Source organism: Sphingobium sp. SJ10-10, assembly GCF_036038995.2.
Classification (GTDB): domain Bacteria; phylum Pseudomonadota; class Alphaproteobacteria; order Sphingomonadales; family Sphingomonadaceae; genus Sphingobium.
Genome location: NZ_CP158132.1, coordinates 1,058,054 through 1,072,090, shown reverse-complemented (window position 1 = coordinate 1,072,090; position 14,037 = coordinate 1,058,054). Strand labels below are relative to the sequence as shown.

The 14,037-nt window shown below is 62.5% G+C and carries 10 protein-coding genes and 3 tRNA genes; 6 read left to right on the top strand and 7 right to left on the bottom strand.

Going from position 1 to position 14,037, the window contains the following annotated elements:
* The first annotated feature begins 4 nt into the window (after positions 1 to 4).
* The 3 genes from VVT58_RS05120 (at position 5) to VVT58_RS05110 (ending at position 6,178) form a co-directional block, all read left to right on the top strand.
* On the top strand, positions 5 to 2,098 hold the full coding sequence (locus VVT58_RS05120) for a malate synthase G (RefSeq protein ID WP_327754668.1): 2,094 nt from the start codon (positions 5 to 7) through the stop codon (positions 2,096 to 2,098).
* A 140-nt stretch (positions 2,099 to 2,238) separates the two neighbouring features.
* Complete coding sequence (gene alaS, locus VVT58_RS05115; protein WP_327754669.1) at positions 2,239 to 4,893, top strand: alanine--tRNA ligase; 2,655 nt, start codon at positions 2,239 to 2,241, stop codon at positions 4,891 to 4,893.
* A gap of 346 nt (positions 4,894 to 5,239) precedes the next feature.
* Positions 5,240 to 6,178, top strand: coding sequence for a glutaminase (locus VVT58_RS05110; protein WP_327754670.1), 939 nt, complete (start codon positions 5,240 to 5,242; stop codon positions 6,176 to 6,178).
* On the opposite strand, the gene VVT58_RS05105 is transcribed toward VVT58_RS05110, so the two are convergent.
* The 7 genes from VVT58_RS05105 to aroA form a co-directional block, all read right to left on the bottom strand.
* Positions 6,175 to 7,959, bottom strand: a complete 1,785-nt coding sequence (locus VVT58_RS05105; RefSeq protein WP_327754671.1) for a cation:proton antiporter — start codon at positions 7,957 to 7,959, stop codon at positions 6,175 to 6,177. The genes VVT58_RS05110 and VVT58_RS05105 overlap by 4 nt on opposite strands.
* Positions 7,960 to 8,038: 79 nt before the next feature.
* Positions 8,039 to 8,124 (bottom strand) — tRNA-Leu (locus VVT58_RS05100).
* A 54-nt stretch (positions 8,125 to 8,178) separates the two neighbouring features.
* Positions 8,179 to 8,469, bottom strand: coding sequence for an integration host factor subunit beta (locus VVT58_RS05095; RefSeq protein WP_066557492.1), 291 nt, complete (start codon positions 8,467 to 8,469; stop codon positions 8,179 to 8,181).
* Positions 8,470 to 8,637: 168 nt separating this feature from the next.
* Complete coding sequence (gene rpsA, locus VVT58_RS05090) at positions 8,638 to 10,350, bottom strand: 30S ribosomal protein S1 (RefSeq protein WP_066557495.1); 1,713 nt, start codon at positions 10,348 to 10,350, stop codon at positions 8,638 to 8,640.
* A 170-nt stretch (positions 10,351 to 10,520) separates the two neighbouring features.
* Complete coding sequence (gene cmk / locus VVT58_RS05085) at positions 10,521 to 11,156, bottom strand: (d)CMP kinase (RefSeq protein WP_327754672.1); 636 nt, start codon at positions 11,154 to 11,156, stop codon at positions 10,521 to 10,523.
* Positions 11,153 to 11,404 (bottom strand): hypothetical protein, encoded by a 252-nt coding sequence (locus VVT58_RS05080; protein WP_066557499.1) that lies wholly within the window; start codon positions 11,402 to 11,404, stop codon positions 11,153 to 11,155. The genes cmk and VVT58_RS05080 overlap by 4 nt, the downstream gene beginning before the upstream one ends.
* Positions 11,401 to 12,711 (bottom strand): 3-phosphoshikimate 1-carboxyvinyltransferase, encoded by a 1,311-nt coding sequence (gene aroA / locus VVT58_RS05075; protein ID WP_327754703.1) that lies wholly within the window; start codon positions 12,709 to 12,711, stop codon positions 11,401 to 11,403. The genes VVT58_RS05080 and aroA overlap by 4 nt, the downstream gene beginning before the upstream one ends.
* 178 nt (positions 12,712 to 12,889) lie before the next feature.
* Here aroA and VVT58_RS05070 point away from each other — a divergent pair, with 178 nt between their 5' ends.
* The 3 genes from VVT58_RS05070 (at position 12,890) to VVT58_RS05060 (ending at position 13,656) form a co-directional block, all read left to right on the top strand.
* Positions 12,890 to 13,225, top strand: a complete 336-nt coding sequence (locus VVT58_RS05070) for a TIGR02300 family protein (protein ID WP_066557504.1) — start codon at positions 12,890 to 12,892, stop codon at positions 13,223 to 13,225.
* Between the two features lie 90 nt (positions 13,226 to 13,315).
* Positions 13,316 to 13,391 (top strand) — tRNA-Ala (locus VVT58_RS05065).
* Positions 13,392 to 13,580: 189 nt separating this feature from the next.
* Positions 13,581 to 13,656: transfer RNA gene (locus tag VVT58_RS05060), tRNA-Ala, on the top strand.
* Positions 13,657 to 14,037: the final 381 nt, after the last annotated feature.

Genomic DNA, 14,037 nt, shown 5'->3' with positions numbered 1-14,037 from the left:
TCCCATGACCAGCATGACCGATCGCGCAGGCCTCCAGGTCGCGCAGCAACTCGCCAGCTTCATCGAGGAACGGGCGCTCCCCGGCACGGGCATAGAGGCCGGAGCTTTCTGGCAGGGCGCCGCCGCGATTTTCGCGAAGTTCGCCCCGGAAAATGCCGCGCTGCTCGCCAAGCGCGATGCAATTCAGGAGCAGATCGACGCCTGGCACGGGGAAAGCGGCGGGCGCAGCTTCGATGGCGCGGCCTATCAGGGCTTTTTGCGCGAGATCGGCTATCTCGTCCCCGAACCCGCGCCGTTCCAGATCGGCAGCGAGAATGTCGATGACGAAGTCGCCCGCCTCGCCGGGCCGCAATTGGTCGTTCCGATCCTCAACGCCCGTTTCCTGCTGAACGCCGCCAATGCGCGCTGGGGCAGCCTCTATGACGCGCTCTACGGCACCGACGCGATTCCCGGCGCGGCGGCGGGCAAGGGCTATGATGCGCAGCGCGGCGCGCAGGTCATCGCTTGGGCCAAATCCTTCCTCGACGAAGCCATTCCGCTCGCTGGCGGCTCTTGGGCTGACCTTACCGGCGGCGACATCCAGTTGGCCGACCCGGCCCAATATCGCGGCAAAAGCGAAAAGGGCCGCCTGTTCCGCCATAACGGCCTGCACATCGAAGTCGTCTTCGACCGCTCGCATCCGATCGGCAAGGACGACCCTGCCGGCATAGCCGACGTCATCCTCGAATCCGCCCTTACCACCATCTGCGACCTGGAAGACTCGGTCGCCGCGGTGGATGCGGAGGATAAGGTCGCTGCCTATTCCAACTGGCTCGGCCTGATGCGGGGCGACCTCAGCGACACGTTCGAAAAGAATGGCGCGATGATGACCCGCGCGCTCAACCCGGATCGCAGCTACACCGCGCCCGACGGTAGCAGCTTAACCCTGCCGGGCCGCAGCCTGCTGTTCGTCCGCAATGTCGGCCATCTGATGACCACCCCGGCAATCCTGCTCGCCAACGGCCAGGAAGCTCCGGAAGGCATAGTCGACGGCATCGTCACCACGCTGATCGCCTTGCACGACCTCACGAGAGAAGGCGGCAACAGCCGCACCGGCAGCGTCTATATCGTCAAGCCCAAGATGCACGGCCCTGAAGAAGTCGGTTTCACCAACCGCCTGTTCGACGCCATTGAGGATCTGCTCGGCCTTGCCCGCCACACGCTGAAAGTCGGCGTCATGGATGAGGAACGCCGCACCTCTGCCAACCTCGCCGCCTGCATCGAGGCAGTGAAGGACCGCATCGTCTTCATCAACACCGGCTTCCTCGACCGCACCGGCGACGAGATGCACACGTCGATGCGCGCCGGCCCGATGATCCGCAAGGGCGAGATGAAGACGTCCGACTGGATCACGGCCTATGAAGACCGCAACGTCCAGATCGGCCTGGCCTGCGGTCTTTCCGGCCGCGCCCAGATCGGCAAGGGCATGTGGGCCGCGCCGGACCGCATGGCCGACATGCTCGACCAGAAAGTCGGGCATCCGAAGAGCGGCGCCAACACCGCCTGGGTTCCGTCCCCCACCGCAGCGACGCTGCACGCGACTCACTATCACCGCATCGACGTCTTCGCCCGCCAGACCGAGCGCAAGGCCGAAGCTATCGCTTCGCTCGACAAGCTGCTGACCATCCCGGTCGCGCAGGGCCGCAACTGGTCCGAAGAAGAAATCGCTCAGGAACTGGACAATAACGCGCAAGGCATCCTTGGCTATGTCGTCCGCTGGGTCGATCAGGGCGTCGGCTGCTCCAAGGTTCCCGACATCCACGATATCGGCCTGATGGAAGACCGCGCCACGCTGCGCATTTCCTCTCAGCATATGGCGAACTGGCTGCTCCACGGCGTCTGCACGGCGGAACAGGTCGACGCCGCCTTCACCCGCATGGCGGCCAAGGTCGATGCCCAGAATGCCGGCGATCCGCTCTACCGGCCCATGAGCGGCAATCCGTCCAGCCTGGCCTGGCAGGCCGCGCGCGCTCTGGTGTTCGAAGGCGTCGGCCAGCCCAATGGCTATACGGAACCGCTGCTCCACAAATATCGCGCGCTGGCGAAGGCGGCGGCGTAACCAATGCGCCCCCTCCCGCTATCGGGAGGGGGCAAATGGGACGCTACCCGTCCCAATCCAAAACCCCATCGACCGATATTCCAATAAACGACGAAAAGCCCCGCTTGTGCGTTGGAGCGCTTCCCACTAAATCGCGCCTCATGACCTCGACCAACGACATTCGCCGCTCCTTCCTCGACTATTTCGGGGCCAACGGCCACACCATCGTCCCATCGGCGCCTCTGGTGCCGCACAACGACCCGACGCTGATGTTCGTCAATGCGGGTATGGTGCCGTTCAAGAATGTCTTCACGGGCCTTGAAACCCGGCCTTACAACAAGGCGACGTCGAGCCAGAAGTCGGTCCGCGCCGGCGGCAAGCATAACGACCTCGACAATGTCGGCTACACCGCGCGCCACCACACCTTCTTCGAAATGCTCGGCAATTTCAGCTTCGGCGACTATTTCAAGGAACAGGCGATCACCCACGCCTGGACCCTGCTGACCAAGGAATGGGGCATCCCGGCCGAAAGGCTGACCGCCACCGTCTATCACACCGACGATGAAGCCTTCGACCTTTGGAAGAAGATTGCAGGCCTGCCCGTGCACAAGATCATCCGCATCCCCACCAAGGACAATTTCTGGGCGATGGGCGATAGCGGCCCTTGCGGTCCCTGCTCGGAAATCTTCTACGATCATGGCGAACATATCTGGGGCGGCCCTCCGGGAAGCCCGGAGGAGGATGGCGACCGCTTCGTCGAGATCTGGAACCTCGTCTTCATGCAATATGAGCAGGAAGCGAATGAGATCGTCTCCGAACTGCCCAAGCCGAGCATCGACACCGGCATGGGCCTGGAACGCGTCGCCGCTGTACTTCAGGGCGTCCACGACAATTACGACACCGACACTTTCAAGGCGCTGATCGAGGAATCGGGTGCGCTGACCAAAACCGCTATCGATGGCGAGCATAAGGCCAGTCACCGCGTCATCGCGGATCACCTGCGCTCGACCAGCTTCCTGATCGCGGATGGCGTGCTGCCCGCGAACGAAGGCCGCGGCTATGTGCTGCGCCGCATCATGCGCCGCGCCATGCGCCACGCCCACATCATCGGCGCGAAGGAGCCGTTGATGCATCGTCTGGTCGGCAGTCTCGTCTCCGAAATGGGCGGCGCCTATCAGGAACTGGTCCGCGCCCAGCCGCTGATCGAGGAAACGCTGCTGCGTGAGGAAACCCGCTTCCGCAAGACGCTGGAAAACGGGCTCAAGCTCCTCGACGAAGCGACCGGCGACTTGCACGAAGGCGGCACGCTCTCCGGCGAAACCGCGTTCAAGCTCTACGACACTTTTGGCTTTCCCTATGACCTGACCGAAGACGCGCTGCGTTCGCGCGGCCTCGGCGTCGATCGCGAAGGCTTCGACAAGGCGATGGCGGAGCAGAAGGCCGCTGCCCGCGCCGCATGGAAGGGATCGGGCGAAAAGGCGTCGGATGAAATCTGGTTCGACATTGCCGAAACCACCGGCAGCACCGAATTCATCGGCTACACCGCCACAGTGGGCGAGGGCGAAGTCCTCGCGCTGGTGAAGGACGGCGCGCGCATCGATGCGGCGGGGCCGGGCGATGAAGTCATGATCATCACCAATCAGACGCCTTTCTATGGCGAAAGCGGCGGTCAGATGGGCGACGCGGGCACGATCAGCTCGCAGGCGGGCTTAGTCGCGGATGTGGAAGATACAGCCAAGCCGCTCGGCCGCCTCCACGCTCACAAGGCAAAGGTCGGCGCGGGCAAGATCAAGGTTGGCGACACCGTTCACCTGAGCGTGGACATCAACCGCCGCGACCGCATCCGCGCCAACCATAGCGCAACGCATTTGCTGCATGCCGCACTCCGCAACCAGTTGGGTGCGCATGTCACACAGAAGGGCAGCATGGTCGCGCCGGAACGCCTGCGCTTCGACTTCTCCCATCCGGAGGCGCTGACCCATAGCCAGATTTCCGCGATCGAGGCTGAAGTAAACGAGCAGGTCCGCCATAATGAGGCGGTGACGACCCGCCTGATGACGCCCGACGACGCCATCCAGGCGGGCGCCATGGCCCTGTTCGGGGAGAAATATGGCGATGAAGTCCGCGTTCTTTCGATGGGGAAGGGTGACGCGCACAGCTATTCGGTCGAACTCTGTGGCGGCACCCATGTCCGCGCAACGGGCGACATTGCGATCTTCAAGATCATTTCGGAATCTGCCGTCTCATCCGGCGTCCGCCGCATTGAGGCGCTGACTGGCGAAGCGGCGCGCCTCTGGCTTTCCGACCGCGAGGATCGCCTGCGCCAGTCCGCCGCCGCGCTCAAGACAACGCCGGAGGAAGTCCCGGCCCGCATCGCCGCGCTGGTCGAACAGAGCCGCAAGCTCGAACGCGAATTGGCCGAAGCGAAGAAGGCATTGGCTTTGGGCGGCGGCGGCTCCGCTCAGGCGGCAGGCCCCGAAAAGGTCGGCGCCATCAACTTCATCGGTCAGGTCATAGAAGGCCTTGACCCCAAGGAGCTGCGCGGCCTGGTCGACCAGAACAAGGCGATCTTGGGCAGTGGCGTTTCCGCAGTCCTCGCCGTGGTCGACGGGCGTGCCACCATCGCCGTCGGCGTGACCGATGATCTGAAGGACAGCATCAGCGCCGTCGACCTCGTCCGCGCGGGCGTGGAAGCGCTGGGAGGGAAGGGCGGCGGCGGCCGTCCGGATATGGCCCAGGGTGGTGGCCCTGAAGGCGACAAGGCGCAGGCCGCGATCGACGCGGTCAAGGCTACCCTCGCCAACGTCCCGGCCTAAGTCCAATCCCCTGCTGTAAGCGGGCCTTTCACCTGTCTAATAAGGGTGGAAGGCGGACATCATTTCTGTCATCCCAGCGAAAGCTGGGATCTCAGGCGATAGTGCACGGCCCGGCCTCACGAGATCCCAGCCTTCGCTGGGATGACGATATTATCAAACGTCCGCTCCTGGTTAATTACTGCCGCCCATTACCCCAATACACATTTCCCTACCCGACATCATCCCGATCAGGCTATGCCGCACCGGACTTCTGACCCATAGGAAAAATCCAAGAAAACGACCTTCTTTCGCGCTTCTATCCATGTAACCTATCACCCAAATTATTCTCCGGCATCTGAGGCCAGCCATGGACCTGCCCGCGATCCTTGCTGATATCGTCGCCCAAGCCGCGACCCGGGAAGATCGCGGTACCGTCGCCAGCTATATTCCGGAGCTGGCCAAGGTCGATCCCGGCCAGTTCGGCATCGCCATAGCCACCGCCGATGGCCGCCTGATCGAAGGCGGCGACTCCGACATCGGCTTTTCGATCCAATCCATTTCCAAGGTCTTTGCGCTGACCCTCGCGCTCGGCAAAGTCGGTGACCAGCTCTGGGAAAGGGTAGGGCGGGAGCCATCCGGCAATGCCTTCAACTCCATCGTCCAACTGGAGCAGGAACGGGGCATTCCGCGAAACCCCTTTATCAATGCGGGCGCGATCGTCGTCGCGGATGTCAATCTGGGCGGCCATCAACCCCGCGTCGCCATCGGGGAAATGTTGCGCTTCGTGCGCTATCTGGCCGGGGACGACAGCATCGCCATCAATGAAGCCGTGGCGGCTTCCGAAACCGCGACCGGCTTCCGCAATATGGCGCTCGCCAATTATATGCGCGCCTTCGGCAATATCAGGCACCCGGTCGATCTGGTGCTCGGCACTTATTTCCACCAATGCGCGATCGAAATGAGCTGCCGTCAGCTTGCCCTGGCCGGACGCTACCTGATGCTCGACGGTCAGCATCCGGAGGGTGGCCGGGTCGTTTCGTCCAGCCGGGCCAAGCGCATCAATGCCCTGATGCTGACCTGCGGTCATTATGACGCATCGGGCGATTTCGCTTTCCGCGTCGGCATTCCCGGCAAATCGGGAGTCGGCGGCGGGATATTGGCGATCGTTCCCGGTCGCGCCTCCATCGCCGTCTGGTCCCCCGGCTTGAACGAAAATGGCAACAGCCAACTCGGAACATTGGCTCTGGAAGAACTGGCCCGCCGCACCGGCTGGTCGGTTTTCAGCCCGCCGCGAGACGAGGCTTAAGGCACCTCATCCGCGCGCAATCGCCGCAGCTTGGGCGCCGTCTCAAGCTGGGCGGCATCCTTGATGTCCATTCGCAGGTCTTCCCGCATCTGATGTATGGAGGCGATCACCGGCCCCATCGCCACGCCCAGGTCGACCAGCGCGGTTTCCGCCAGTTGAAGCGAGCTTTCCAGAGTTTCCGGAACCGCGTCGCTCGCGCCCGCCCGATAGAGCTGGGCCGCATGATCGGTGTCCCGCGCGCGCGCGATGATCGGCAAGTCCGGCACCCAGCCGCGCACGCGCTTCGTCACGCGGATGGAAAGGACGGGGTCGTCCATCGTCAGGATCAACGCGCGCGCATGACCCAGGCGAAGCTTGTCGAGCATTTCGGTCCGTGACACGTCCCCGAACAGGATGGGATATCCCCTGCGCCGGGCCTCTGCGACGACATCCGGATCGGATTCCACGACGATGAAGCGCTGTTTATGCAGGTTGAGCAAGTCGCACACCATGTGCCCCACACGCCCGAAACCGATCACGACGGCAGCGGCTTCCGCATGATCTTCGCTGATTTCGGGCGCCTCTTCGCCTAGCGCCATTTCCAGCCGCCGGGCAACATCATGGCCCAGCCGCGCCAGCAACGGCGTGATGGTCAGTCCGATTGCCGTCACGATCTGCCAGAAGGCGGCGGTGGAGGGCAATATCAATTGGGCGGCGGCGGCGGCGGAAAGCACGATGAGGGTAGTTTCCGATGGACTGGACATCAGCACGCCGACTTCCAGCGCGACACCTTTCCTCGCGCCGGAGAGGTACAGCAACGCGGCGGTTACAAGCGTCTTGGCAAGAACCACTCCCACTACGGCCAGAATCAGATTTGGCCAATTGGCAAGGATGACGCGCACGTCCAGGCCCATGCCGACGGTGATGAGGAAGACGCCCAGCGCCAGACCCTTGAACGGCGCGGTCATGACCTCGACCTCGCCATGATAGTCGGTTTCGGCAATCAGCAGACCTGCCAGAAGCGCGCCGACGATCGGTGACAGGCCGGCAATGGAGGTCGCCATGCTGGAAACGATGACGACCAGAAGACTGGCGGCGAGAAACACTTCAGGGCTTTTGGTGCGCGCGGCCTGGCTGAAGATATGCGGCAGGCAGAGGCGTCCCAGGACCAGCATGATGGCGATGGTGATGCCGCTTTTCAGCAGCGTATCGGCCAGTTCGCTCCAGGGGCCCTCAGGACTGGCTGCCACGGAAGGCGCGAGGGCGCCCAGCATGAAGATGATCGGGACGAGTGCCAGATCCTCGAAAAGCAGCATGGAAAAGGCGGCGCGGCCCACGGCGCTCTGTGTGCCGACCATCGGCAGAACGACCGCCGTCGATGACAGCGCCAATGCGAGGCCAAGGCCGAAAGCGCCGGCGGGCGCCTGACCCAGTAAATAAAGGCCAAGTGCAATAAGAGTACCGCCGCCGATTAATTCTGCCGCGCCGACACCAAATACTTGAGTCCGCATGGTCCAAAGACGACGAAAGCTCAGTTCCAGCCCGATGGAGAAAAGAAGCAGGATGACGCCGAGTTCGGCAAAGGGCTCTATCGCCGCCCTGTTGGAAATGGTGACATGATAGAGCCAGGGATATTGGCCGACCAATGCGCCCAATCCGGACGGTCCCACTGCCAACCCGACCAGGATGAAGCCGATGACCGGGCTGATCCGAAGCCGGGCGAATCCTGGAATGACCAGCCCCGCTGCCCCCAATATGACGAGGGAATCGCTGAAGCTTTGTGGATTGATTGCACCGGCCATGACCGATCATCACCACAAATGAGGCGGATATCCAGCAATAAGCACTGGAATTGGGAAATTAGCGCCTGGAAAAAAAAGCTGGTGCGGACGGCGGGACTTGAACCCGCATTCCCAGGGGGAGGCGGATTTTAAGTCCGCTGCGTCTACCGATTTCGCCACGTCCGCTCGGGCCGTTACCCCCTGAAGGCTAACGGCGCAGAGGTCAAGGATGTGCTTGAATCAGACCGCAGCTTTTGTGTTCAACCGCTCGCGCATTTCCTTTCCTGGCTTGAAATAGGGAACGCGCTTCGCGTCCACCGGAACCTGCTCCCCCGTTCGCGGATTCCGCCCGGTACGCGCATCGCGCGCCCGTGTCGTAAACGCGCCAAAGCCGCGCAATTCCACTCGACCGCCACTTGAAAGGCGGTCGACTATTTCCTTGAAGAAAAGATCGACGATCCTTTCCACTTCCTGGAGGTTGAGGTTTGGATTTTCCTCAGCCAATTTTTGTATCAGTTCCGAGCGTATCATTGGTCCTCCAGACTCCCCCTTCTGGTTCCCGCTTAATTTATAATGAATCCTCAACGTTCTGACAATTGGCCAATATCGGTATGTCTTTCTCATTATGGGAAAAGAAAAAGCCCGCCGGAGCTAAGTTCCGGCGGGCTCTATTACTTAAGTTAGATATCGAAGGAGACCTTAGCCTTCGCTCTTCGCCTTCAGCGCTTCGCCAAGGATGTCGCCCAGCGACGCGCCGCTGTCGGACGAGCCATATTGAGCCACGGCCTGCTTCTCTTCAGCGATCTGCATCGCCTTGACCGAGAAGGTCGGCTTCTTGGCGCGGTCGAAACCTGTGACCATGGCGTCGAACTTCTGGCCGATCTGGAAGCGTTCCGGACGCTGCTCGTCGCGGTCGCGGCCAAGGTCGCTGCGCTTGATGAAGCCGGCGGCGCCATCTTCGCCCGCCTGGACTTCCAGGCCGCCGTCGCGCACTTCCAGAACGGTCACGGTGACGATCGCGTTCTTGTTGAGGCCAGCAGCCGCAGCGGCGGTTCCGCCAGCGGCCGGGCCGCCACGCTCAAGCTGCTTCATGCCAAGGCTGATGCGCTCCTTCTCGACATCGATGTCGAGAACGACGGCCTGAACCGTCTCGCCCTTGCGGTGCAGGGCCAGCGCGTCTTCGCCCGAAATGCCCCAGGCGATGTCCGACATGTGGACCATGCCGTCGACGTCGCCGTCCAGGCCGATGAACAGGCCGAATTCGGTCGCGTTCTTGACTTCGCCCTCGACGGTCGAACCGATCGGGTGACGTTCGGCAAAGCTGTCCCAGGGGTTGTTCTGGGCCTGCTTGAGGCCGAGCGAGATGCGGCGCTTTTCGGGATCGACTTCGAGCACCAGAACTTCGACTTCCTGGCTGGTCGAAACGATCTTGCCGGGGTGGACGTTCTTCTTGGTCCAGGACATTTCCGAAACGTGGACCAAGCCTTCGATGCCGGCTTCCAGCTCCACGAACGCACCATATTCGGTGATGTTCGTGACGCGGCCCGACAGCTTCGCGCCGACCGGATACTTGGCGGCAGCGCCTTCCCACGGATCGCTCTCGAGCTGCTTCATGCCAAGGCTGATGCGCTGGGTGTCGCGGTTGATGCGGATGATCTGGACACGGACGGTGTCACCGATGTTGATCATCTCGTTCGGGTGGTTGATGCGCTTGTACGACAGGTCGGTGACGTGCAGCAGACCGTCAATGCCGCCCAGATCAACGAACGCACCATAGTCGGTGATGTTCTTGACGACGCCCTCGATGATCTGACCTTCGGCCAGCGTCTGGATGAGGCCGCTGCGTTGTTCGGCGCGGGTTTCTTCCAATATGGCGCGGCGCGACACGACGATGTTGCCGCGGCGGCGATCCATCTTGAGGATCTGGAAGGGCTGCGGAATGTCCATCAGCGGCGTAACATCGCGCACGGGGCGGATGTCGACTTGGCTGCCGGGCAGGAACGCCACGGCGCCGTCGAGATCGACGGTGAAGCCGCCCTTGACGCGGCCGAAGATGACGCCTTCGACGCGGGCGCTTTCGGTGAACTCGGATTCCAGCTTGTCCCAGGCGGCTTCGCGGCGCGCGCGGTCGCGCGACAGCATGGCTTCGCCATGGGCGTTTTCGACGCGGTCGACATAGACTTCGACTTCGTCGCCGACCTTGAGGTCTGCCTTCTGGCCTGGCGCAGCGAATTCACGCAGCGGCACGCGGCCTTCCGACTTCAGGCCGACGTCGATCAGCGCCATGTCGTTTTCGATGCCGGTAACGGTGCCCTTGACGACGCGGCCTTCGAAGCCGCCGTCCTCGCCACCGAGAGAATCATTGAGAAGCGCGGCGAAATCGTCGCGCGAGGGGAATGCCGTAGAGGCCATAATATAGTCCTTCACTCGTCATTGCTGGCCTACCGGTTGTCTCCGGTGGTCTTTCAGGCCAAAGCGCCCGCACGGCCGAATACCGTGCGAACATCCGTTCGGCCCTGACGAGTCGACGCCCCGCGGATAAGCGAAAAGGGCGCCTGGGAATCCCAAGCGCCGTCATCGCGTCAGGCTTTTGGCCGACGTTCCAACTGAGCGTCCACCAGTGCAATGGCCTGCTGGACGGCCGCGTCTATAGTCAAATTGCTGGTGTCGAGCAAGTCCGCTCCATCCGCCACGCGCAGGGGGGCATGATCGCGGCTCATGTCGCGAGTGTCGCGGGCCTGAATGTCCGCGATCAGGCTGTCCATATCGGGGTGGCTGCCATGCGCCAGGGCGTCGTCATAACGGCGCTGGGCACGGACATGGACGCTGGCGGTGACGAAGATCTTGGCATCGGCATCGGGCGCGATGACCGTCGCGATGTCGCGACCGTCCAGGATGGCGCCGCCGGGCTGGGTGGCGAAGTCGCGCTGACGCTTGACCAAGGCCTTGCGGACGCTCTGATGGATCGAAACGCGGGAGGCGAGCGATCCGACGGCTTCGTTGCGGAGCGCCGGGTCGTTCAGCATCGCGTCGTCAAAATCGCAGGCGGCCAGCGCGTCGGCTTCATGATCGGGATCCCCGCTGGCCTTGAGGACGGCGAGGCCGACCGCGCGATAGAGCAGGCCGGTATCGAGGACGGGCAGGCCGTAATGGCGGCCGAGCGCCTTGGCGATCGTGCCTTTGCCCGATGCGGCTGGGCCATCCACGGCGATGATCATGATGTTTTGCCTTTCCGCAGCGCCTTGGCGAGACCGATCAGAGCAATGAAGGCCCAGACGACTTCCAGCGCCATCGACGCGACGTTGAAATGAACCATCAGCGAATAGATCAGCAGCAGCGAGCCGATCAGGTTCAGCAGGTTGAAGAGGGTGAAATTGAGCAGCTTCGCCATGTTGCTATAGGCATAGGCAATGACCATCAGGCCGCTGCCGATCAGGCCTATGATGTTGGCGAGGTCGAAATTCATGCCATGGCGCCGAGCGTCTGCAACAGGCCGGTGAAGCCGGGGAAGCTGGTCGCGACCGGGCGCATGTCGTCTATGGTGACGCCATTTTTCGACACGAGGCCGGCGATTGCGAAGCTCATGGCGATGCGATGGTCGAGCTTCGTGGCGATCGGGCCGCCGCCGGGAAGGAGCGCGCCGCCGCTGCCCTCTATGACGATGCCGTCCTCCAGTTCCTCGACCGTGACGCCAATGGCGCGCAGGCCCGCCGCCATGGTGGCGATGCGGTCCGATTCCTTGACGCGCAATTCTTCCAGACCCCGGAAGATGCTGCGCCCCTCCGCGAAGGCGGCGGCGATGAAGGCCACGGGATATTCGTCGATCATCGACGGAGCGCGGGCAGGATCGGGTTCGACGCCCTTGAGCGCCGAGGCCGTGATGACGAGGTCGCCCACCGGCTCGCCGCCCACGTCGCGTGGATTTTCAATGGCGATATCGCCACCCATTTCGCGCAGCAGGTCGACAAGGCCGGCGCGGGTCGCGTTCAGGCCGACATTGGCGATGATGACCTTGGATCCGGGAACCAGCAGCGCGGCGACCATCGGGAAAGCGGCGGAGGAAGGGTCGCCGGGCACGACGATCGACTGTGGGCGGAGTTCGGCTTCGCCCTTCAGCGTGATGATGCGAGTGCCGTCCGTCTCGACTTCCACATCGAGATCGGCGCCAAAGCCCTTCAGCATCTTTTCGCTATGGTCGCGGGTGGGGATGGGCTCGACGATACGCGTGATGCCTGGGGTGTTGAGCCCCGCGAGCAGGATGGCCGACTTGACCTGCGCAGAGGCGACGGGGAGGCGATAGTCCAGCGGCACGGCCGGGCATGCGCCACGCATGGTCAGCGGCAGACGGTCGCCGGGGCTGGTCGTGAAGCTGGCGCCCATGCGGGACAGCGGTTCGGTGACTCGGGCCATGGGACGTTTGCTCAAGGAGGCGTCGCCGACGAAGGTGGCGGTGATCGCGTGGCTGGCGACCAGACCCATCAGCAGGCGGGTCGAGGTGCCGCTATTGCCCATTTCGAGCGCGCTTTCGGGCTGGAGCAGGCCGCCCACGCCGACGCCGTGAATGTGCCAGATGCCTTCCTCATCCTTGCGGATGTCCGCGCCCATGGCCCGCATGGCGGCGGCGGTGGCAAGGACGTCTTCGCCTTCCAGCAGACCTTCGACGCGGCTTTCGCCCACGGCCAGCGCCGAGAGCATCAGTGAGCGGTGCGAAATGCTCTTGTCGCCCGGCACGGTGACCGAACCGGAAAGCGGCGGCGCGGCAGTGAAGGTCATGGGAGTTGGGTGGTCGAAAGAAGCGGTCACGGGTCAATCCGTCTGGAAGGAACTGAAAAATTGCGCCCGGCTTTTGACAGCGCGGTTTGGCTATGGCAAGGCGCCGTCTCTTCGCGGGCGACCCAGTCGTGCCGCGTAATATCCATTTTGAGCACTCGCAAGAAGGACAAGGCCGGACATGGTCAAGGCTGAATGGGGCACGAAGCGTACCTGCCCGAAATGCGCCACGCGCTTCTACGACCTGGGTAAGGATGACCCGGTCACCTGCATCAACTGCGGCACGGCCTGGGAACCGGAACCGGTACTGAAGTCGAAGCAACCGCTGCCCTATGAGGAAGCGCCCAAGAAGGTCATCGAAACCGCCGATGGCGAAATCGAGACGGCTGATGACGATCTGGATCTGGATCTGGACGTTGATGATGACGGTGATTCGCCGGATAATGACGTCGATCTGGGCGGTGACGACGACCTGGGCGTCGACGCCGCCGCCGATGATGGCGACGACGACAATTAAGTGAATTTTATGCTTGCCAAGGAGGAAGCTGCCACCTAATGGCAGCGACCTCGCAGGCGCCGGACCCAAACGGCGCCGACACTGGAAAACGGGGCCTTAGCTCAGCTGGGAGAGCGCCTGCATGGCATGCAGGAGGTCAGCGGTTCGATCCCGCTAGGCTCCACCAGTTTTTCGGATAAAGAAAATGTCCGTGGGGCATTTTCCCGAAAAACTCCCGAACGTAAGCGAAGGGCGTGGTGAGGTTGCAAACGACCTCGATCAACGCTCCCTAATGCAAATGAGGGACATCCGGCCGACGGCGCGAAGCCGGACATGGTTCGATCCATTGGGATGCGGTATGATGCCGCGCAACGATGGGGCCTTAGCTCAGCTGGGAGAGCGCCTGCATGGCATGCAGGAGGTCAGCGGTTCGATCCCGCTAGGCTCCACCAATTCCCGGGCAAGAAAATGCTCGGACATATCCTCACACTAAGCTCTCAAACGTCGGAAGAGAGACCGTAAACTTGGCAGGGATGCCGCAGGGCTGAGTGATGCTCTGTCGTATTTTGGCCAAAAGTGGACGTTTGATAATATCATCATCCCTGCGAAAGCTGGGATTTCGAGCGATAGCGCACGACCTAGCCTCAAGAGATCCCCGCTTTCGCTGGGATGACGGAAATGAGGGCCATCTTACCCATTGCCACTCCGGGTTTCGCGGCCAGACAATCACCCAAGCTCATCCAAAAGGCCGGCGACGCCGTCGCCCCGCATATAATTCTTTCCATCTCAGCGCTTCACGCTGCATCTGACTTGGGTTAGTCCCCTCAAGATCA

What these genes read in the sequence shown, in the direction of transcription:
- VVT58_RS05120 (WP_327754668.1), top strand. Translation starts at nt 5, where the DNA reads ATGACCAGCATGACCGATCGCGCAGGCCTCCAGGTCGCGCAGCAACTC.
- alaS (WP_327754669.1), top strand. Translation starts at nt 2,239, where the DNA reads ATGACCTCGACCAACGACATTCGCCGCTCCTTCCTCGACTATTTCGGG.
- VVT58_RS05110 (WP_327754670.1), top strand. Translation starts at nt 5,240, where the DNA reads ATGGACCTGCCCGCGATCCTTGCTGATATCGTCGCCCAAGCCGCGACC.
- VVT58_RS05105 (WP_327754671.1), bottom strand. Translation starts at nt 7,959, where the DNA reads ATGGCCGGTGCAATCAATCCACAAAGCTTCAGCGATTCCCTCGTCATA.
- VVT58_RS05095 (WP_066557492.1), bottom strand. Translation starts at nt 8,469, where the DNA reads ATGATACGCTCGGAACTGATACAAAAATTGGCTGAGGAAAATCCAAAC.
- rpsA (WP_066557495.1), bottom strand. Translation starts at nt 10,350, where the DNA reads ATGGCCTCTACGGCATTCCCCTCGCGCGACGATTTCGCCGCGCTTCTC.
- cmk (WP_327754672.1), bottom strand. Translation starts at nt 11,156, where the DNA reads ATGATCATCGCCGTGGATGGCCCAGCCGCATCGGGCAAAGGCACGATC.
- VVT58_RS05080 (WP_066557499.1), bottom strand. Translation starts at nt 11,404, where the DNA reads ATGAATTTCGACCTCGCCAACATCATAGGCCTGATCGGCAGCGGCCTG.
- aroA (WP_327754703.1), bottom strand. Translation starts at nt 12,711, where the DNA reads ATGACCTTCACTGCCGCGCCGCCGCTTTCCGGTTCGGTCACCGTGCCG.
- VVT58_RS05070 (WP_066557504.1), top strand. Translation starts at nt 12,890, where the DNA reads ATGGTCAAGGCTGAATGGGGCACGAAGCGTACCTGCCCGAAATGCGCC.